Source organism: Desulfotomaculum sp., assembly GCF_982386235.1.
This window is the reverse complement of sequence record NZ_CEVWQM010000008.1, coordinates 17,915-36,447: the sequence shown is the minus strand read 5'-3', so window position 1 is coordinate 36,447 and position 18,533 is coordinate 17,915. Positions and strand designations below refer to the sequence as shown.

The following is an 18,533-nucleotide window of genomic DNA, read 5'->3' as shown; positions in this document are numbered from 1 at the left end:
ATAACAGGGGGTTTGTTTTTTACCATCAGCCAGAGCACAGGGGGACGGTTCTTTTGTGTTGTTCTATGGAACAACACAAAAGAACCGTCCCCCTGTGCTCTCGAATGACACCAATTTAAGCCTAATATAGTTGGCCAATTTCCTCTTCGGTTAGTTCACGGCATTCCCCGGGTTTGAGCTGAGGATCTAGGACCAGGGGACCCATGGTAAGCCTCTTTAAGAAAGTTACCCTTTTGCCCACGGCTTCAAACATCCTTTTAACCTGGTGATATTTCCCCTCATAAATAGTAAGCTCAATCTCTGATTCCGGACCTGAACGAAGTATTTTTAACTGTCCCGGCATGGTTTGGTAACCATCTTCTAATTTTACACCCTGGGCAAAGGCATCAACATCTGCTTCGGTAACGACACCCTCAATTAAAGCATAATAGGTTTTAGGCACGTGCTTTTTGGGAGCCAATAGCTGATGGGCCAGTTTACCGTTGTTCGTTAATAAGAGCAGGCCTTCGGTATCCTTATCCAAACGTCCCACCGGAAAGGGGTCAAAGGAATGATATTTTGGGTCAAGGAGATCGATAACGACCCTTTCCGAGGCGTCCTCAGTGGCAGATAAAAATCCCTGGGGTTTATTCAGCATGAGATAGATATATTCCCGGTATTCTATGACCTCACCCTGCACCGCAATCGTGTCACGGCTGGGATAAACATGCAAACCAGGGTCCAGGGCCAGTTCACCATTGACCAGCACCTGTTTTGCCTTGATTTGTTTTTTAATCTCTTTTCGAGTCCCCATGCCCATATGGGTCAACAGTTTATCCAGACGCATTTTTGCATGATTAGCCAAGTTCATCACCTCTTTATCAATCCCCGTCAATCCAACGCCAACCGGGCGGAAAGCCGTTTTTTAGCCAGTTACCATCCCCTTTAGCCCAACCCAAGGGAAAATGGTCCAAACAAACAAGATGCCAACCCTTGGCCCAGGTTCGTCCCTCCTGCTGGAGGGTTTCCCCCCTCAAATAGCGCAGGGCCAAGGAACAATCGGCTTCATTCCCTGCGGCTAAATTCAATTTTTGCACAGCAGCTTTTGCGGCTTCTACCGGCAGGCCCAAGGCTAAGGCTGGGCTGGGCCGAAAGCGTTTTCTCTCCACCGTGCCCAAAAGCCAACCGGAACGGAGAACTTTCAAACCACGTAAGGGAGGTAACGCGATACTTTCCCAAAGAATATGGCCAGCTCGTTCAATTACCTGGCCGCCGCGGGGCATCCATTCCTGCCAGATTTTTTTATTTCCCCAAACCTGCTGGGAAAAGTCTGCTAGGGCTTGTTTGGTAGCTTCATCCAGGGTGGGGTTAGGATGTTTTTTGGAGGCCTTCCTTTTGTCGGCAGGAGGGGTTTCCTTTTCCGATGCAGTGTTATCCTTTAGTTTCGCCATAAAATGACCTTCACCCTTCACCCGGTGGGGCCACATTCTTTTTTGCTCAATTAACTCAAAGTGGGGATAATGGGTCAAAAAATTCTCCATTTGCTGTTCATTCTCCTCCGGGGAAAAGGTACAGGTGGAGTAAACCACTTCCCCGCCGGGCTTTAATAAAGAAGGAACAGTAGACAGAATTTCCTGCTGCCAGCCGACATATTTGTCAACTGCCTCTTTGCTCCAGTCCTTGGCCATATCTGGCTCCTTGCGAAACATGCCTTCGCCGGAGCAGGGTGCATCCACTAAAATCTTATCAAAAAATTGGCCAAATACCTGAGCCAAGTGTTGAGGGGATTCATTAAGAACAATGGCATTGACCACACCGAAACGCTCAATATTTTTTAGCAAGACCTTGGCTCTCTGGGGTTGCAGGTCATTTACCACCAGCAGTCCCTCTCTGCCCAGCTGGGCAGCCAATTGAAGGGATTTGCCTCCCGGGGCAGCACACAGGTCCAATACCCTTTCCCCCGGTGACGGGTGTAAAAGCTCCGCTGGCAGCATGGCACTGGGTTCCTGGATATAATACAATCCTGCATAATAATAGGGGTGTTTTGCCGGGCGAGTGACTTCGCTATAATAGTACCCATCCCGGCTCCAGGGTATGGGTTCTTCAATAACATGTAAGCGTTTTTTTAGCTCCTCCGGAGTGAGCTTTAAGCCATTGGCCCGTAGTCCCGCCGTACGCGGTACGGCATAGCTTTGGAGAAATTGGGGGTAATCCTGACCCAGAAGTTTCTCCATTTTATTTAAAAAAGCAGCGGGTAATTTCATTTCCTTAGTTCCTTTCGTCTATTCGTTTAATTACCCTGGGTAAACTGGTTAACATGATAAACAATGGCTAAAATTATACAATAAGCCAACCGGATAGTCCAGTAAGTCATAACCGGCAAACATCAGCGTAAAATATAGATAGAAATATTTACCTATGGGGGAGGGGGATTAACATTGCAGCCAAGATTAAACCATCTCTGGCTAGGATTAATGGCAATTTTCTTTGGTTTTGCTGCGCTTTACCTCTGGTATATCATCTTTCCCGGCAAAGTTTCACCGGAGGCCTTTCAATATTTTTCCCTGGAACAGATAAACCAAGGCAGGGAACACAGCCGAATTCAACAGCTTTTGATGCTGGCTGTTGTTATATTAGAGGTTATTCTATTGTGCTGGTTTATTTGGAGCGGCAAGGCCATCGCCCTGACCCGCTGGACCCAACAAATAACCAGAGGTAGTTATTATGGCAGTGCTCTGCTGTATTTTTTAGGCCTATGGCTGATATTTAGGGTTCTTTATTTTCCATTTAGTTATCTTAACGGCTTTTTCTTACAGAAAAAGTGGGGCTTTTCCACCCAGACCTTCAGTGCCTGGTGGGTTGATACCCTAAAAAGTGCTGGTTTAGAACTGGGGCTTGGAATTTTAGGAGTTCTATTATTCTTTTGTATTCTTAAGCATTGGCCCAGGGCCTGGTGGTTGGTGGTTGCCTCCCTGCTGTCAATCTGGCTCGTGGCACAAAATTTTATTTGGCCCCTGGTGGTTTCTCCTATGTTTAACCGATTTGAACCAGTTAAAGACCCCACTGTATTAAGGATGGTTAGTGAACTTTCCACCAAGGCAGGCATACCGGTTGACGAGGTACTGGTGATGGATGCCAGCAGGCGAACCACCCGTGCCAATGCCTACTTTGCAGGACTGGGTCAGACAAAACAAATTGTCTTGTATGATACACTTTTAGAGGATTATCCACCGGATCAAGTAAAGGCTGTGCTGGCCCATGAAATGGCCCACTGGCAACAGGGGCACATCCTAAAGGGTGTAACCCTAGCAATTTTCAGTAATTTTATATTATGGGGTTTGCTATTTATCTTTATTCGAACGACCATAGCACCCCTTACACGCTACCCTCCCCATACCTGGGCCCTTACCCTGTTATTTTTTGCAGCCGTTTCCTTTATTGCCAGCCCAATACAAAGCAGCATCTCCCGGGGCATGGAAAGGGAGGCCGACCGTGTCTCGGTGCAGCTAACCGGGGATATTCCGGCGGCGGTTCGCTTACAGGTGAATCTGGTAGCCAAAAATTCATCCGATGTATCACCCCCAGCCTTTATCGAGTGGTTTAGCTACTCTCATCCCTCTGTATTAAACCGTATCCACCTATTACAGCAGGAAAAGGCAACGGATTTGTGAATATAAGAAATGTTTAATGTTTGTCGAAGCCTGTACTCATAGACATAGCGTGGCAACATTTTTACTTCCCGGGAATAGAATGAAGAAAGAAGTCTGGGGGGTGAAAATATTGATGGATCAGTGTCCATACATTCAAGGGGATCGGTGTAAGTTAACACAGGAAAACATAAAAGAGGATCAGGATTTTTTCCAAAACACCTGCAGCCATTCGGACTACCTAAAGAACTGTCCAAACTTTACCAGAAAGGTGTACGCCGCCAAGACCTACCACTTTATTGGATCATCACGCAGTTGTCCCTACATTTGCGAAGAGCGATGTGATGTAACGAAACATCCTGTATGTAAAAAACATAAAAGCTTTTATGACGATACTTGTTGCACCTCAAAATACTATGATAAATGCTCCTATTTTTCGGATAGAGTCAGTAGAATAAAACCGAACAGATATTTCAAACCAGCCTTTCGCTGTCCCTACCTTATCAACGAGATGTGTGAGCTTAGGCGCGTTAACATGTATCAGAAAAATAGAACCTTCTATCGCCACAACTGCATCAATTCCAATTACCACAAAAATTGCCCCTACTACCTTGAAAAGATAGGAAAGATCAAATATAAACATTACGGCAAAGTTCATGACAGTTGCACCTATAAAGATGGAGATTGGTGCAGATTAAGAAAAATCAAAGTGAAAGATAATTGCAAGGATTTTTATGACTATGCCTGTTGTAAAAAGAATTACGTTAAATGCTGTCCCCACTATGTGGAGGCTGCCTATCGAAAAAAATTAGATGAATAACCAAAGGCCCTGTGTCAAAAGCATGGGGCTTTTTTATTGGCTAAAAGCGAAGGGCAAAGCTTTAGGTCATGACAGATTAGTATGATAAAATAAACCTAACATGAACCAAGGAGGCAAAAGATGCAACATAGAGTATTGGGAAGGACAGGCCTGGAGGTTTCCGTGATCGGCTTTGGGGGGATTCCCATTCAGCGGATTACTGAACAAGAGGCCGTCACGCTGGTAAACGGAGCCTTGGATCGAGGGATAAATTTCTTTGATACCGCCCGAGGGTATACGGATAGTGAAGCTAAATTAGGCCTGGTGTTGAAGCAGCGGCGCCAGGAAGCCATCATAGCCACCAAATCCATGGCCAGATCCAAAGAAGGCATGGCGGCTGATATACAAAAAAGTTTAACGGCCCTGGGGGTTGACTATATCGATCTTTACCAATGCCACAATGTCAAGGACCGCGAATCCTTGGCACAGATCGTAAGCCCCAATGGAGCACTGGTGGCCTTAAAGGAAGCCCAAAGTAAGGGCATCATTGGTCATATTGGTATAACGGGGCATATTCAGGAGCTTTTAGTGGAAGCATTAAAGACAGGCGAATTTGCCACCGTACAGTTTCCCTTTAATGCAGTGGAAACCGAAGCCAAGGAACTATTGGATCTGGCTCACCAGACAAACACTGCGATTATTGTAATGAAGCCCCTGGCAGGGGGAGCCTTGCGCAATGCCAGACTGGCTCTGGGTTACCTGCTGGAACAGCCAGTGACCACCATTATTCCCGGCATGGATTCTCTACAACAGATAGAGGAAAACGCCCTTCTGGGTAATGAATGGACCCCCCTCAAGGAGGAAGAATGGGTTGTCTTAAAGGAAGAAACTGAAAAACTAGGCCAGGCCTTCTGCCGCCGCTGCGAATACTGTAAGCCCTGCCCCCAGGGAATCGATATCCCAACCGTATTTTTATTAGAGGGCTATTACAGCCGTTATGATTTAAAGGATTGGGCGAAGGAAAGATACAAAGACCTTGAGGCAAAGGCAGATGCCTGTATTGCGTGTGGCCAGTGTGAAGAAAAATGCCCCTATAGTCTGCCTATCCGGCAGATGCTGTCAGACTCAGCGGGAATACTGGCTGACGGCTGATGGCAATTTCAATGATTGTGACTGGCTGGGTATGGTTAATTGTTCGATAGGAGGTAAAACATGGTAGACCCACGAATATGCCAATTGGCTAAGAATCTTGTAAATTATTCATGTGCCATTCAGTCCGGTGAAAAAATCCTTATTGAAAACATCGGCTTAGAACTACCTTTGGTCAGGGAAATTATCAGGGAGGTGTATGCCGCAGGGGGTATTCCCTTTGCAACCATCAAGAATAATGCCGTGGAAAGGGCACTGCTGCTGGGGGCCAGTGAAGAACAAATGAAGGCCTTGGCAGAATACGAAGCTGCTAGAATGAAGCAAATGGATGCCTATATTGGGATACGTTCCGGGGACAATGCTTCGGAGTTAGCGGATGTGCCCCCAGAAAAGATGGAATTATATTTTAAACATTATTGGAATAAAGTGCATGGTGATATTCGGGTGGCTAAGACAAAGTGGGTGGTGCTGCGGTATCCTTCCCCAGCCATGTCCCAACTTGCCAATACCAGTACCGAAGCCTTTGAGGATTTTTACTTCCAGGTATGTAACCTGGATTACTCTAGGATGGACCGGGCCATGGACCCCTTGGTAGAGCTTTTGGAAAAAACCGACCGGGTAAGGATTGTGGGTCAAGGAACGGATTTGAGTTTTTCCATTAAATCATTGCCAGGTATTAAATGTGCTGGCAGGAGAAATATCCCCGATGGGGAGGTTTATACGGCACCCGAGCGGCAGTCCGTAAATGGCTGCATTACCTATAACACCCCGGCTGTTTATCAGGGTGTTACCTATGAGAATATCCGGCTGGAATTTGAGGCCGGTAAGATTATCAAAGCTACGGCCAATCATACCGAACGAATTAACAAAGTCTTTGATACCGATGAAGGTGCCAGATATATAGGGGAATTTGCTCTGGGGGTTAATCCCTATATTACAAAACCCATGAAGGATACCTTGTTTGATGAAAAAATTGCCGGCTCCATCCACTTCACACCGGGGAGTGCCTATGATCAGTGTTTTAATGGAAATAAATCCGCCATTCACTGGGATCTTGTCTATATTCAAACCCCCGAGTTCGGCGGCGGCGAAATCTATTTTGATGATAGACTTGTGCGCAAGGACGGAATTTTTATCTTGCCTGAGCTGCAGGGATTAAACCCGGAAAGCTTGAAATAAGTTCCTTTAGTTTTTTGTATATAGCAGTAGATATTTTTTGGGTTTTCATTTATAATCAAACTAATTGAACAAGCCTAAGGCAATGAAGCCTACAGACAGATAAAAAATGCTATCTGTCTGTAGGCTTTATATATTTTTACAATAAAGACGGACGAATCAACTATATTTTTCAAGAAGGATTTTTTAATACAAATAGAAAATATATTATGTATAAATCACTAGACATATTAGGACAGCAACTGAGGGAGTTTTTTTGAAAACAATTATTTTAAACTATATTACAGGGAGGGAAGCTGAAAAACACACGCTAATCAATTAATTAAGAGAGAGGAGTCGTCAATACAGATGAAAAAACGTATTATTGCATTACTGGCAGCAGTTGCTATGCTGTCAGTGGTGATCACTGGCTGCGGCGGATCAAGCGATGACAAAAAAGCCAATGACCAAGCTGCCGAGAAAAAATTCTTTAATATCGCTACAGGTGGAACTGCTGGTGTGTATTATCCCCTGGGTGGGACCCTTGCCGAAATCATTAACAAAAATATTCCCGGTGCTAACGCCACTGCCCAATCCACGGGTGCTTCCGTAGCCAACGTTAACATGTTAACCCAAGGCAGCGTACAAATTGCCTTTATTCAAAATGACATTGCCTATTATGCCAGCACGGGTACTGAAATGTTTCAGGAAAAAGTAGATGGTTTAAAATGCCTGGCCACCATTTATCCTGAAACGGTTCAATTAGTAACCATTGAAAAAACCGGTATTAAGAGTGTTGCCGACCTTAAGGGCAAAAAGGTTGCTGTAGGCGCTGCCGGAAGCAGTGTCACCGGCAACTCCCGTCACGTATTAGAAGCCTATGGTCTGACCTTTGAGGATATCAATCCCCAATACCTGTCCTTTGCCGAAGCTGCCAACGGCTTAAAGGACGGCAACATTGATGCAGCTTTTCTGGTTGCCGGTGTACCCACCGCTGCGGTACAAGACATTGCCGCCCAGCATAAAGTTGTCATGATACCCATTGAAGATGATAAAGTTGAAGGCATGATCAAAAAATACCCCTTCTATACCAAGGTAGTAATTCCTGCCGATGCCTATAAGCAAGGTGCAGACATTGCAACCGTTGGCGCCAAGGCTATGCTTGTGGTCAGCGACAAAATGGATGAGCAAACTGCCTATGATATTACGAAAGCAATCTTTACGAACCTTGACCAATTAAAAGCTGCCCACGCAGTGGGTCAATATATTAGCAAGGAATCTGCCAAGGATGGCGTTTCCATCCCGATGCACCCCGGAGCTGAAAAATTCTATAACGAATAACAAAGGATTTTTTAATCCATGAAAACAAGAAAAATGCAGCGTTTCAAAATATTTATTTTTAGCCTGCTGCTATCGATTCTACTAGCGGTGTTTTTCATTCCTTTGCCCACATTGCTGGTATCCCAGCAGCAGGGTCAACCTGTTATCGTAGTGCCCATGATATTCGGTAAGACCTTTACTTATGAATATCTTCATTCGGTTCTTAAAACCCCGGTGCAAGAAAACTTCCTTCTTGCGCCGGGCCATTCTTTGTTGCTCACATCCACAACATTTAAATCCTACGGAGTAGGGACCCCGTTTTTAGAGGGAGAAGGTGAATTAGAAAATCGCAATGGCCTGTTTATCCTTAAAGGTCAGAACCGACGCTTTGCACAACTGGATTTCGGGGTTGTACCCTTTACCGAACCGACATTGATTTATCGGGGAGAAAGGTACAATTTTAAGGATTATTTCAAAGCCGGCTCATTGATTACATTAAAAGTAAAAACCCTGACACCTGCCAAAGTTTTGGCATTATATTTGGAAGGAGGTAAAACTTGACAGATCATCATGTAAAACCAGAAAGCAATGTAAACTTAGACGAATTTATGGCCAAGTATGATAAAGAGTCAGACTTTAGGCGTTTTAGGGGCCCCATGGGAATTGCGATAATGCTACTGGCCATGAGCTTCTCGGTTTTCCAATTATATACTGCCTATTTCGGGGTTTTAGATGCCCAATTGCAAAGGGCTGTTCACTTATCCTTTGGCTTAGCCCTAGTCTATTTATTGTATCCTGCCAGGAAAAGTTGGTCCCGTAGTAAATTACATTGGTTTGACGCACTGTTGGCTGTGGCGGCAGTGGCCACACCCATGTATATCTTGATAAACTACAAGGAATTGGTAATGCGTGCGGGCATTGTGACGTCCACCGACATGATTATAGGTGGCTTAGGTATCCTTTTCGTGATCGAGGCAGCCCGCCGGGTCGTGGGCTGGCCCATTGTTACCGTGGCATTGCTGTTCCTGAGCTATGCCTTTGCCGGTCCATATCTTCCTGGGGCCTTTGCTCACCAGGGAACAAGCATCCGTGGACTGGTGGGTCACTTATACTATACAACGGAGGGGATCTTTGGTATTCCCTTAGGGGTTTCGTCGACCTTTATTTTTCTGTTTATTTTATTTGGTGCTTACCTGGAAAAGACCGGTTTAGGCAAGTTCTTTATTGACCTGGCCAACGCCATTGCCGGTTGGGCCAGTGGTGGCCCTGCTAAGGTGGCAGTGCTTTCCAGTGGATTAATGGGCACGGTATCAGGTAGCTCCGTAGGAAACGTTGCCGGAACCGGCAGTTTTACCATTCCGATGATGAAAAAGCTTGGCTATAAGCGTGAATTTGCCGGCGCCGTAGAAGCAGCGGCCTCCACTGGGGGTCAATTAATGCCGCCCATTATGGGTGCTGCGGCTTTCTTGATGGCGGAATTTACCGCCACACCCTATATCGAAATTGTAAAAGCCGCTGCCATACCAGCTATTTTATACTTTACCGGTATTTGGATTGGGGTGCACCTGGAAGCTAAAAAAACCGGACTAAAGGGCATTCCCCGGGATCAGCTGCCTAAGGTAGGTCTTATTCTAAAAGAGCGGGGACATTTAGCGATACCCTTAGTGGTTATTGTTGGCCTGCTAGTAAGCGGCTATACTCCCATGCGTGCGGCCCTGGCAGCCATTGTTTTATCCATTGGCTGTTCCATGCTGCGCAAGTCTACCCGTATCTCCCTGGTAGATATACTCAAGGGGCTGGAGGAAGGTGCTAGATCTGCCTTGGGTGTGATTATTGCCTGTGCTACGGCTGGTATTATTATTGGTGTGGTTACCAAGACGGGTCTGGGGCTAAAATTAGGTTCTGCCCTGATTGATCTGGCCCAGGGTCAATTATTACCCACACTTTTCTTTACCATGATTACATCGATTATATTAGGCATGGGTGTACCTACCACCGCCAACTATGTAATTACTTCAACCATTGCTGCACCTGCCCTTATCCAGCTGGGTGTGCCAATGCTGGCGGCCCATATGTTTGTCTTTTATTTCGGTATTATTGCTGACGTTACACCGCCGGTGGCCCTGGCTGCCTTTGCAGGTGCCGGAATTGCGGGCGGTGACCCCATGAAGACCGGGGTAAACGCCTCCAAGCTGGCCATTGCAGCGTTCCTGATACCTTATATCTTTGTCATGTCACCAGCGCTTTTATTAATCGACACCACTTTACCCAAGGTGTTAATGATGATCGTAACCTCCCTCACTGGCATGACGGCCATTGCCGCAGCTCTGGCAGGTTACCTCATTACCCGTGCGGGTCGCATAGAACGGGTGCTATTCTTCGTTGGTGGTTTACTAATGATTGATCCGAATCTTGTTACCGATATCGTAGGTTTTGGTATATTATTATGTGCGGTATTTATTCAGAAGGTAAAGGCTAAAAAAAATAATACAGTTGAAAGTGCTTAATTAATCAAAGGGGACAGGTTCTTTTTAAGGATCTGTCCTCTGTTAGCTGTTAACTAAAGCTAAAAGCAAAAAACGAAGGAGCCTATTCGGCTCCTTCGTTTTTTGGTACATACTTAAATATTTCGTGACTTTCAAAGGTATCGATCAAGCGATTGACCCAATCGTAATATTCCAAGGCATTTTGGATTTTTTCAATATCCTTTTCTACCATTTCCCGTAAGGGTTCCGGTAAATCCTCTTTGTTTTGCAGACAGATTAATTCCTGTAAGGATTTACGAAGGGATTGGGTGTTATCGTCAATGCCCTTACGCCACCTGATGGAAAAATAGTCAATAAAATTTTGATACCAGTCCGGTTCAATCTCATAATGATCCTTACGAGTACCCTTCATCCAAACTTTGTTAACCATATTTAAGTCTAAAAGGGTTCTGACACCAGTGCTCATGCTGGTTTTGCTCATACCCAAGGCTTCGCCCATCTGATCCAGGGTCATGGGTTTATCTTGAAAGAGGAGGGTTCCATATAAATGACCAATGGACAGGGTGATGCCATATAAATCAATATTCCGAGCTAAAGCGTCAACCACGCGATCCCTCGCCCTACTAATGACTTGCTCGTAAGGCATTACTTTGTTGCTCTGACTTGTTTTTTCCATGGGGGGAAAGACCTCCTGAGAATTACTGTTAAACATTTTACTGTTTATATTGCTAAATGTAAAGAAAGAATGTTATAAGAATAAAAATGAAAAACTGAGCATACGGAACCATGCCAATGTAAAGTTTAAACTTTACGTAAATTATAGACAGATACAAGGCGATACCATTTTTGTGCAAAAATGTTTTGGGTTATACAATATATTTAGAAGTTTACTAATTGAGTAAATTGAGGTGGAAGTGTGGCAAAAATTAAAGTGCAAAATTTGACGAAGGTTTTTGGCCCAAAACCGGATAAGGCGATAGAACTTTTAAAAAAAGGCTGGTCCAAGCAGAAGATATTAGAGGAAACTGGTTTGACCGTGGGTGTAAACCAAGCCAATTTCCAGGTCCAGGCGGGAGAGATTTTCGTCATTATGGGATTATCCGGCAGCGGGAAATCAACTTTGGTACGGTTGCTGAATCGTCTCATAGAACCAACCAGTGGAACAATTGAAATTGATGGAAAAAATATTGCGACCATGAACATGGAACAGCTTCGTGAAGTTAGGAGAAAAAAATTAAGCATGGTTTTTCAGCGATTCGCCCTCTTTCCCCATCGAACAGTTGCTGAAAATGTAGAATATGGCTTGGAGGTACAGGGTGTAGAAGTGGCTAAGCGTCGCCAAAAGGCACTTCAAGCTCTGGCTATGGTAGGTTTGAAGGGCTGGGAAACCAGCTATCCTGATCAGTTAAGCGGGGGTATGCAGCAAAGGGTCGGCCTGGCCCGGGCATTGGCCAACGATCCGGATGTATTGCTGATGGATGAGGCCTTCAGTGCTTTGGACCCTTTAATTCGTAAGGATATGCAGGATGAACTAATTGAGCTGCAATCCAACATGCAGAAAACCATTATCTTTATTACCCATGACCTGGATGAAGCCTTGAAAATTGGAGATCGAATCGCCCTGATGAAGGATGGCCGGATTGTCCAAGTGGGCACACCGGAAGAAATACTAACGAATCCAGCCGATGAATATGTGGAAAAATTCGTTCAGGATGTAGATATGTCCAAGGTACTTACAGCTGAGCATGTGATGAAGAGACCGGAGACCATCACCTTAGATCGTGGACCTCGGGTTGCGTTACAACTAATGAGGGATCGCGGCGTATCCAGCCTCTATGTTGTAGACAAGAAAAAGACCCTATTGGGTATTGTGACAGCAGATGCAGTTGCCAAAGCGAATCAGGAAGGCCTAACCTTAGAACAGGCTATGCAAAAAGAAGTGCCGATCGTTTCGCCGGAGAATCGCTTGAACGAACTATTTGACCTAATTGCCTTTACCCCTATACCACTTGCGGTGGTAAATGAACAACACCGTTTACTAGGCGTGATTGTGAGAGGAGCAGTATTAGGCGGTCTTGCGGGTAAGGTAAACCAAGCTGCTGACAATGAATTAGAGGTCAAGGAAGGGGTTGTGCGGTTTGGCAAACTTATTTCCTAAGATACCTGTTGACAAGTGGATAGAAAAATTTGTGGGCTATTTGGATGATCACCTAGGAGGTTTTTTCGACCTGATTTCCACAGTAATAAGTGGTTGGGTTGATTTTTTTGCTTTTATTTTTACAGTCATTCCTGCCTGGGCTTTAATTATTGGTTTAACACTATTGGCTTGGAAATTCAGCAAGAAATCTATCGCACTCTTTACACTGCTGGGATTGTTTTTGGTGCATAACCTAGGTTATTGGGAAAACACCATGATAACCTTGGCTTTGGTTCTGACAGCGGCACTGATATCGGTTATTATCGGTATTCCCACTGGCATTTTATGTGCCGGAAAGGACACAGTGAGGGATGTGGTCATGCCTACCCTCGATTTTATGCAGACCATGCCTGCCTTTGTTTACCTGATTCCAGCTATCTTTTTCTTCGGTTTAGGAAAAGTACCGGGAGTCATTGCATCGGTGATTTTTGCCATGCCACCCACCATCCGTTTGACGAACCTGGGTATCCGGCAGGTACCCAAAGAATTGGTGGAGGCAGCGGATGCCTTTGGGTCTACGCCCATGCAAAAACTGTTAAAGGTACAGCTTCCGTTGGCCAAGCCTACAATAATGGCAGGCATTAATCAGTGTATCATGTTGGCTTTGTCTATGGTGGTTATTGCTTCAATGATTGGGGCCAAGGGACTGGGCGCCGATGTCTATCGGGCGGTAACTCAAATTAAGATTGGGGCAGGTTTCGAAGCTGGTTTAGCCATTGTCATTCTTGCTATTATCCTTGATAGAATGACGCAAAATATTGGCCGAAAACAAATATAAGGAGGAACGGATTTGAAGAGAAAAGGATGGGTTTTACTAGTAGTTGGTTTAATGATCTCATTACTGATGGTAGGCTGTGGCGGTACAAATACGGAAACCAAACAGTCGGGAAGTGTAGGAGAGCAAGTAGATTACAAAATTATCGGCATTGACCCAGGGGCAGGGATAATGAAGGCCACGGAAAAGGCATTGCAGGAATATGAACTAAAGGATTGGGAACTTGTGGAGGGTTCTGGCGCAGCTATGACAGCGGCCTTAACGAAGGCCTATGAGAAGAAAGAACCCATTATTATAACTGGTTGGACACCCCACTGGAAATTTGCCAAATATGACCTCAAATACCTGGAAGACCCCAAAAAGATCTATGGGGATGATGAGTTTATTCATTCTATCGTTCGCACTGGATTTAAAGAGGATCATCCCAGTGCCTACCAGTTATTAGACAAATTCAATTGGCTGCCAGAGGACATGGCAACAGTGATGGTGGCTGTCATGGAAGGCCAGCCTGAGCAAGAAGCAGCTGCTGAATGGATGAAAAACAATGAAGAAAAAGTAAACCAATGGCTGGAGGGAATCGAGCCGGTACAAGGGGACAAAATAAACCTAGCCTACGTTGCTTGGGACTCTGAGATTGCCAGTGCCAATGTTGTGGCCATTGCCTTGGAAAAACTCGGCTATGATGTGGAACTAAGTCAAGTGGAAGCTGGTCCCATGTGGGCTGGATTAGCTTCCGGTGATGCAGACGCCATTGTTGCCGCTTGGCTACCCGCTACCCACGCCGATTACTACAATGAATTCGAAGGCCAATTTGAAGACCTGGGGCCTAATATGGAAGGAACAAGAATCGGATTGGTTGTTCCGTCTTATATGGATGTTAATTCAATAGAAGACCTAAATAAGTAGTATTTTTAGCCATCAGTCGTCAGCTTTTTGTGCATGTCTTTCTTAAGGGTTTTAGCTCATGGCCTAGGGCCATAAAGACCCCAAAGTAAAGCGTGCAAAAAAGCGGAAGGCTGATGGCTATTATCTGACCTATCATCTATCAAGTCCATTTACAAATCAAGATAATACTGATATAGTAAAACACAAGTAAATATGCTCGGGGAGCTGGGGGTGACTGGCTGAGAGGGTACAGAGGTATCGACCCGTTAAACCTGATCTGGGTAATGCCAGCGGAGGGACAGGAACTATTCTTATGCGCATGAAAGCTACCCTTCCGGGGTAGCTTATTTTATTTGGCATATCGGAAAGTATAAAAATTTCCGATATGTATAAGAGAAAAATTGGCTTCCGCTTTGGCGCAAGCCAATTTTTTCTAATAAGAATATTTAGTCAAGGAGGTAAAAACATGCCCATTGTAAATTTAGGATTCCAGGTAATTCCCCAAACCAAAGGCGATAACAGTTATGAAATTGTTGATAAGGCCATTGAGGTTGTGCAGCAAGCCGGGGTTAAATATGAAGTTGGTCCGATGGAAACCGTAATGGAAGGGGAAATGGATAAACTGATTGAGCTTGTTAAAAGGGCACAGGAAGCTTGCATAACCGCGGGGGCCTCGGAAGTGATGACCTACATAAAGATTCACTATCGTCCCGAAGGAGTAGTAACCATTGATGAGAAGATCGCTAAATACCGATAAAAGGGACTTCGCCGCCATTTTTTTGCCTGGGTTTACCCTGCTGTCCCTGTTGGTCCTGTGGGAAATTGCAGTACACCTTAGCCAAGTAAAGCCGTGGATTTTACCCGGTCCAAGTCAAATTATAGGAGCTTTATGGCAGGCGAGGGAACTTCTTTGGCAGCACAGTATACAGACCATCTATGAGACAACTCTGGGTTTGGGCATAGCGGTTGTGATCGGTATTGCTCTGGCCACAGCCATTGAATGGTCTCAGTCCTTACGAAAGGCTATTTACCCGCTATTAATCGTCTCCCAGACCATTCCGATTATTGCAGTGGCACCGCTGTTAATTATCTGGTTTGGATATGGTTTGCTGCCCAAAGTGCTTGTGGTGGCCTTGGTCTGCTTCTTTCCCATCACCATTAATTTGGCCGATGGCTATCGGCTGGTAGACCGGGAGATGATTCGCCTATTATCCGCCATGGGGGCAGGCCCAGGGAGGATTTTTACCATGGTCAAGCTCCCCGCGGCACTACCTTTCTTTTTTTCCGGACTGCGTATCGCTGGGACCTATAGTGTCATGGGGGCTGTAATTGGTGAATGGCTAGGGGCTACAAAGGGACTAGGGATTTTTATGACCCGCTCCTCCCAGTCCTATTTAACAGACCGCGTTTTTGCGGCCATTCTTGTCATTACCTGTCTTAGTTTAGCGATCTACCTAATCATCGAAGGAGTTGCCCGCTTAACCATGCCTTGGTATTACAGGAAAAAAGAAACCATTTAGCCGTGGTGCAAGAGTGATCCCTAAGGAAATCATGCCAAAAAGCGGATGGCTATATGCTATTTAGTTAAGGAAAGGAGAAATTGCTATGATTCGTAGAAACGGAAAGCTTATCTGCTTACTAGCCTGCCTGATGTTGTTATTTACTGGTTGCACGCAGGAGAAAAAGGCTGCACCGGAGCAGGGTAAGCAGGCAGAAATGAAAAAAGTAACCGTTATGCTAGACTGGTTTCCCAATACCAACCACACGGGTCTCTATGTAGCCAAGGACAAAGGTTATTTTAAGGAAAGGGGTCTGGCAGTAGAAATTATTCAGCCTGGCGAGGGCAGTACGACGGATCAACTGGTGGCTGCCGGAAAGGCGGATTTTGGGGTCAGCTACCAAGAAAGTGTGACCCAGGCTAGGTCAACTGGTATTCCATTGGTGTCTTTAGCCGCAGTGATTCAACACAACACCTCGGCCTTTGCTTCATTAAAAGAAGCCCAAATATCATCCCCTCAGGATTTTGTGGGTAAACGCTATGGTGGTTGGGGTTCCCCGATGGAAGAGGCGGTGCTTAAAGCTGTCATGGAAAAGGCGGGGGTTGCATCGGATAAGGTACAAAACGTTACCCTGGGTGCCACGGATTTCTTTAATTCCATTGGACGGGATGCGGATTTTGAATGGATTTATTATGGTTGGGATGGTATAGAAGCAAAAAGAAGAGGAATGGAATTAAACCTAATCATGCTTAAAGAGTTAGACCCAGCCCTAGATTACTATACACCATTAATTGTTACCAATGAAAAACATATCTCCGAACAACAGGATTTGGTAAGGGAATTTATGACTGCTACTGCCAAGGGTTACCAGTGGAGCATCGAAAACCCTGACCAGGCCGCGGAGATATTGTTAAAGAATGCACCCGAACTAAACCCAGAATTGGTAAAAGACAGCCAGGCCTGGCTAAGTCAAAGATATCAGGAAGATGCCCCGCGCTGGGGAGAGCAAAAGGAAGAGGTATGGGCGCGTTATGCCAACTGGATGTTTGAACGAGGCTTAATTGAACAGAATATAAATGCCCAGGAAGCCTTTACGAACGAATTTCTACCCCAGTAAAAAGCTAAAAACGTACCAAGGGGGTGAAAAGGATGTCCAGCCAGGTGCTGCAGGTGAGAGCCATAAGTAAGAGTTTTAACCAAAATAAACAGCAGCAAATAGTTGCGCTAGAAAGTGTTTCCCTTACGGTGCGGTCTGGAGAGTTTGTAAGTCTACTCGGACCCAGTGGTTGTGGCAAAAGCACCCTGCTGGATTTAGTGGCAGGTCTTATTGGACCGGACCAAGGGGATATTCTATTAGGAGAGCATTCGATACTGGGGAAACGGGGATTTGTTAGTTATATGCCTCAAAATGATTTGCTGTTTCCCTGGCGGACTGTTTTGGATAATGTGATGATTCCCTTACAGTTACAGGGAATCCCCACAGAGAAGGCGCGTCAACAGGCCCAGGAATTTTTGCCCCTTTTTGGGCTGGCAAACTTTAGCCAAAGCTACCCAGATATGCTCTCGGGGGGGATGAGGCAGCGGGCAGCCCTGTTAAGAACCTATCTATGCCATAAAGATGTTATGCTGTTAGACGAACCCTTTGGGAAATTAGATGCCCTGACAAAAGTTCAAATGCAGCAATGGCTCTTGGATATTTGGCAACATTTTAAACACTCGGTATTATTTGTTACCCATGATATAGATGAAGCGATTCTTCTTTCAGATCGGATTTATCTTCTTTCATCTAGGCCAGGCAGGATACAGGCTGAAATATCCGTGGACTTACCGAGACCCCGTCGACCACGTATTGCCACCGACGGTGCCTTCACAAAAATAAAAGAAAAGATTTACGGCTTTCTCGAGGGATAGTACGGAAAAAACCGTATCTTTATGATTTCTTCATACCCTGCCATTCGCTAAAAGGAGTGAGAATGATGACAAAAGGCAGAATATTAATATTTTCCGGGGGTAATCTTGGGGCCTGGGCACTGGCGCAGGTGGCAACAGGGGATTTTATTTTAGGGGTTGATCGAGGAGCCTATTATCTAATCCAAAATGGTATTGTTCCGGATTTGGCCATGGGTGATTTTGATTCGGTCACCCCAAGAGAATTGGCCAGCATTAAGCAGCAGTCAAAGAATTTCATGTCTTGTGACCCTGTAATGAAAAATGAGACAGATACAGAAATAGCGTTTAACTGGGCTTTACAGCAAAAACCCAGGGAGATCATTCTGTTTGGTGCGCTGGGGGACCGTTTTGACCACAGTTTGGCCAATGTGCATTTGCTGGCTAAGGGTTTACAACAAGGTGTGCCCTGCCAGATTGTTGGGGAAAAAAATCAAATAATGCTGATGAATGATCAGATAACGGTCCAGCAGGATGGCTTTCCACAAGTTTCGCTATTACCTTTAACGATGCAGGTTACAGGCATTAACCTTAGTGGGTTTCAATACCCTTTGGCAAATGCAACCTTGAACCTTGGTCATTCCCTGGGGATTAGCAATGTGTTACAGGAAGCTAGGGGCAAAATAGAAGTTGAAGAGGGCCTGCTGCTGATTATAAAAAGTAAAGATTAAAGGGAGTGTCCCCAGACACCGTTG

Annotated in this window: 18 protein-coding genes and 1 riboswitch; of the genes, 15 read left to right on the top strand and 3 right to left on the bottom strand. The window is 45.3% G+C overall.

Features of this window, described 5'->3' with window-relative positions:
- Positions 1–121: 121 nt before the first annotated feature.
- Positions 122–826, bottom strand: a complete 705-nt coding sequence (locus AC1U9Z_RS06490) for a pseudouridine synthase (RefSeq protein WP_479956535.1) — start codon at positions 824–826, stop codon at positions 122–124.
- 34 nt (positions 827–860) lie between these two features.
- Positions 861–2,243 carry an RsmB/NOP family class I SAM-dependent RNA methyltransferase gene (locus AC1U9Z_RS06485; RefSeq protein ID WP_479956452.1) on the bottom strand — a complete coding sequence of 461 codons (1,383 nt, stop codon included), beginning with the start codon at positions 2,241–2,243 and terminating at the stop codon, positions 861–863.
- 174 nt (positions 2,244–2,417) lie between these two features.
- On the opposite strand from AC1U9Z_RS06485, the gene AC1U9Z_RS06480 reads away from it, so the two are divergent.
- The 7 genes from AC1U9Z_RS06480 to AC1U9Z_RS06450 all read left to right on the top strand — a co-directional run bounded on the left by AC1U9Z_RS06480 (position 2,418) and on the right by AC1U9Z_RS06450 (position 10,556).
- The gene (locus AC1U9Z_RS06480; protein WP_479956450.1) at positions 2,418–3,650 is read left to right on the top strand and encodes a M48 family metallopeptidase; all 1,233 of its coding nucleotides are present in this window, start codon (positions 2,418–2,420) and stop codon (positions 3,648–3,650) included.
- A 112-nt stretch (positions 3,651–3,762) separates the two neighbouring features.
- A complete protein-coding gene (locus AC1U9Z_RS06475) occupies positions 3,763–4,446 on the top strand; it encodes a hypothetical protein (protein ID WP_479956533.1) in 684 nt (227 codons plus the stop codon).
- A gap of 120 nt (positions 4,447–4,566) precedes the next feature.
- A complete protein-coding gene (locus AC1U9Z_RS06470; protein ID WP_333531526.1) occupies positions 4,567–5,577 on the top strand; it encodes an aldo/keto reductase in 1,011 nt (336 codons plus the stop codon).
- Positions 5,578–5,637: 60 nt separating this feature from the next.
- Positions 5,638–6,753 (top strand): aminopeptidase, encoded by a 1,116-nt coding sequence (locus AC1U9Z_RS06465; RefSeq protein ID WP_333531527.1) that lies wholly within the window; start codon positions 5,638–5,640, stop codon positions 6,751–6,753.
- Positions 6,754–7,098: 345 nt separating this feature from the next.
- Positions 7,099–8,070 (top strand): TAXI family TRAP transporter solute-binding subunit, encoded by a 972-nt coding sequence (locus AC1U9Z_RS06460; RefSeq protein ID WP_333531528.1) that lies wholly within the window; start codon positions 7,099–7,101, stop codon positions 8,068–8,070.
- An 18-nt stretch (positions 8,071–8,088) separates the two neighbouring features.
- The gene (locus AC1U9Z_RS06455) at positions 8,089–8,610 is read left to right on the top strand and encodes a DUF1850 domain-containing protein (protein ID WP_333531529.1); all 522 of its coding nucleotides are present in this window, start codon (positions 8,089–8,091) and stop codon (positions 8,608–8,610) included.
- Positions 8,607–10,556 carry a TRAP transporter permease gene (locus AC1U9Z_RS06450; RefSeq protein ID WP_479956447.1) on the top strand — a complete coding sequence of 650 codons (1,950 nt, stop codon included), beginning with the start codon at positions 8,607–8,609 and terminating at the stop codon, positions 10,554–10,556. Before AC1U9Z_RS06455 ends, AC1U9Z_RS06450 begins: the two co-directional genes overlap by 4 nt.
- A gap of 82 nt (positions 10,557–10,638) precedes the next feature.
- On the opposite strand, the gene AC1U9Z_RS06445 is transcribed toward AC1U9Z_RS06450, so the two are convergent.
- Entirely contained in the window at positions 10,639–11,211 is a 573-nt protein-coding gene (locus AC1U9Z_RS06445; RefSeq protein ID WP_333531531.1) for a GbsR/MarR family transcriptional regulator, read from the bottom strand.
- Between the two features lie 240 nt (positions 11,212–11,451).
- Here AC1U9Z_RS06445 and AC1U9Z_RS06440 point away from each other — a divergent pair, with 240 nt between their 5' ends.
- From AC1U9Z_RS06440 to AC1U9Z_RS06405, 8 genes are all read left to right on the top strand, one after another.
- Positions 11,452–12,693 carry a quaternary amine ABC transporter ATP-binding protein gene (locus tag AC1U9Z_RS06440; RefSeq protein ID WP_333531533.1) on the top strand — a complete coding sequence of 414 codons (1,242 nt, stop codon included), beginning with the start codon at positions 11,452–11,454 and terminating at the stop codon, positions 12,691–12,693.
- On the top strand, positions 12,674–13,510 hold the full coding sequence (locus AC1U9Z_RS06435; RefSeq protein WP_333531534.1) for an ABC transporter permease: 837 nt from the start codon (positions 12,674–12,676) through the stop codon (positions 13,508–13,510). The genes AC1U9Z_RS06440 and AC1U9Z_RS06435 overlap by 20 nt, the downstream gene beginning before the upstream one ends.
- Before the next feature lie 12 nt (positions 13,511–13,522).
- Positions 13,523–14,413, top strand: coding sequence for a glycine betaine ABC transporter substrate-binding protein (locus AC1U9Z_RS06430; RefSeq protein ID WP_333531535.1), 891 nt, complete (start codon positions 13,523–13,525; stop codon positions 14,411–14,413).
- 187 nt (positions 14,414–14,600) lie between these two features.
- Positions 14,601–14,709: riboswitch (TPP riboswitch) on the top strand.
- Between the two features lie 149 nt (positions 14,710–14,858).
- Positions 14,859–15,149, top strand: coding sequence for a thiamine-binding protein (locus tag AC1U9Z_RS06425; protein WP_479956444.1), 291 nt, complete (start codon positions 14,859–14,861; stop codon positions 15,147–15,149).
- Positions 15,124–15,912 (top strand): ABC transporter permease, encoded by a 789-nt coding sequence (locus tag AC1U9Z_RS06420; RefSeq protein WP_479956532.1) that lies wholly within the window; start codon positions 15,124–15,126, stop codon positions 15,910–15,912. Before AC1U9Z_RS06425 ends, AC1U9Z_RS06420 begins: the two co-directional genes overlap by 26 nt.
- Positions 15,913–15,997: 85 nt before the next feature.
- Positions 15,998–17,008 carry an ABC transporter substrate-binding protein gene (locus AC1U9Z_RS06415; protein WP_479956443.1) on the top strand — a complete coding sequence of 337 codons (1,011 nt, stop codon included), beginning with the start codon at positions 15,998–16,000 and terminating at the stop codon, positions 17,006–17,008.
- A 32-nt stretch (positions 17,009–17,040) separates the two neighbouring features.
- Entirely contained in the window at positions 17,041–17,802 is a 762-nt protein-coding gene (locus tag AC1U9Z_RS06410; RefSeq protein ID WP_333531538.1) for an ABC transporter ATP-binding protein, read from the top strand.
- Positions 17,803–17,867: 65 nt separating this feature from the next.
- On the top strand, positions 17,868–18,509 hold the full coding sequence (locus AC1U9Z_RS06405; protein ID WP_333531539.1) for a thiamine diphosphokinase: 642 nt from the start codon (positions 17,868–17,870) through the stop codon (positions 18,507–18,509).
- Positions 18,510–18,533: the final 24 nt, after the last annotated feature.

Coding starts and splice junctions, on each gene's coding strand:
- AC1U9Z_RS06410 (WP_333531538.1), top strand. CDS start 17,041: ATGTCCAGCCAGGTGCTGCAGGTGAGAGCCATAAGTAAGAGTTTTAAC.
- AC1U9Z_RS06455 (WP_333531529.1), top strand. CDS start 8,089: ATGAAAACAAGAAAAATGCAGCGTTTCAAAATATTTATTTTTAGCCTG.
- AC1U9Z_RS06445 (WP_333531531.1), bottom strand. CDS start 11,211: ATGGAAAAAACAAGTCAGAGCAACAAAGTAATGCCTTACGAGCAAGTC.
- AC1U9Z_RS06405 (WP_333531539.1), top strand. CDS start 17,868: ATGACAAAAGGCAGAATATTAATATTTTCCGGGGGTAATCTTGGGGCC.
- AC1U9Z_RS06460 (WP_333531528.1), top strand. CDS start 7,099: ATGAAAAAACGTATTATTGCATTACTGGCAGCAGTTGCTATGCTGTCA.
- AC1U9Z_RS06415 (WP_479956443.1), top strand. CDS start 15,998: ATGATTCGTAGAAACGGAAAGCTTATCTGCTTACTAGCCTGCCTGATG.
- AC1U9Z_RS06465 (WP_333531527.1), top strand. CDS start 5,638: ATGGTAGACCCACGAATATGCCAATTGGCTAAGAATCTTGTAAATTAT.
- AC1U9Z_RS06420 (WP_479956532.1), top strand. CDS start 15,124: ATGAGAAGATCGCTAAATACCGATAAAAGGGACTTCGCCGCCATTTTT.
- AC1U9Z_RS06485 (WP_479956452.1), bottom strand. CDS start 2,243: ATGAAATTACCCGCTGCTTTTTTAAATAAAATGGAGAAACTTCTGGGT.
- AC1U9Z_RS06475 (WP_479956533.1), top strand. CDS start 3,763: ATGGATCAGTGTCCATACATTCAAGGGGATCGGTGTAAGTTAACACAG.
- AC1U9Z_RS06470 (WP_333531526.1), top strand. CDS start 4,567: ATGCAACATAGAGTATTGGGAAGGACAGGCCTGGAGGTTTCCGTGATC.
- AC1U9Z_RS06425 (WP_479956444.1), top strand. CDS start 14,859: ATGCCCATTGTAAATTTAGGATTCCAGGTAATTCCCCAAACCAAAGGC.
- AC1U9Z_RS06490 (WP_479956535.1), bottom strand. CDS start 826: ATGCGTCTGGATAAACTGTTGACCCATATGGGCATGGGGACTCGAAAA.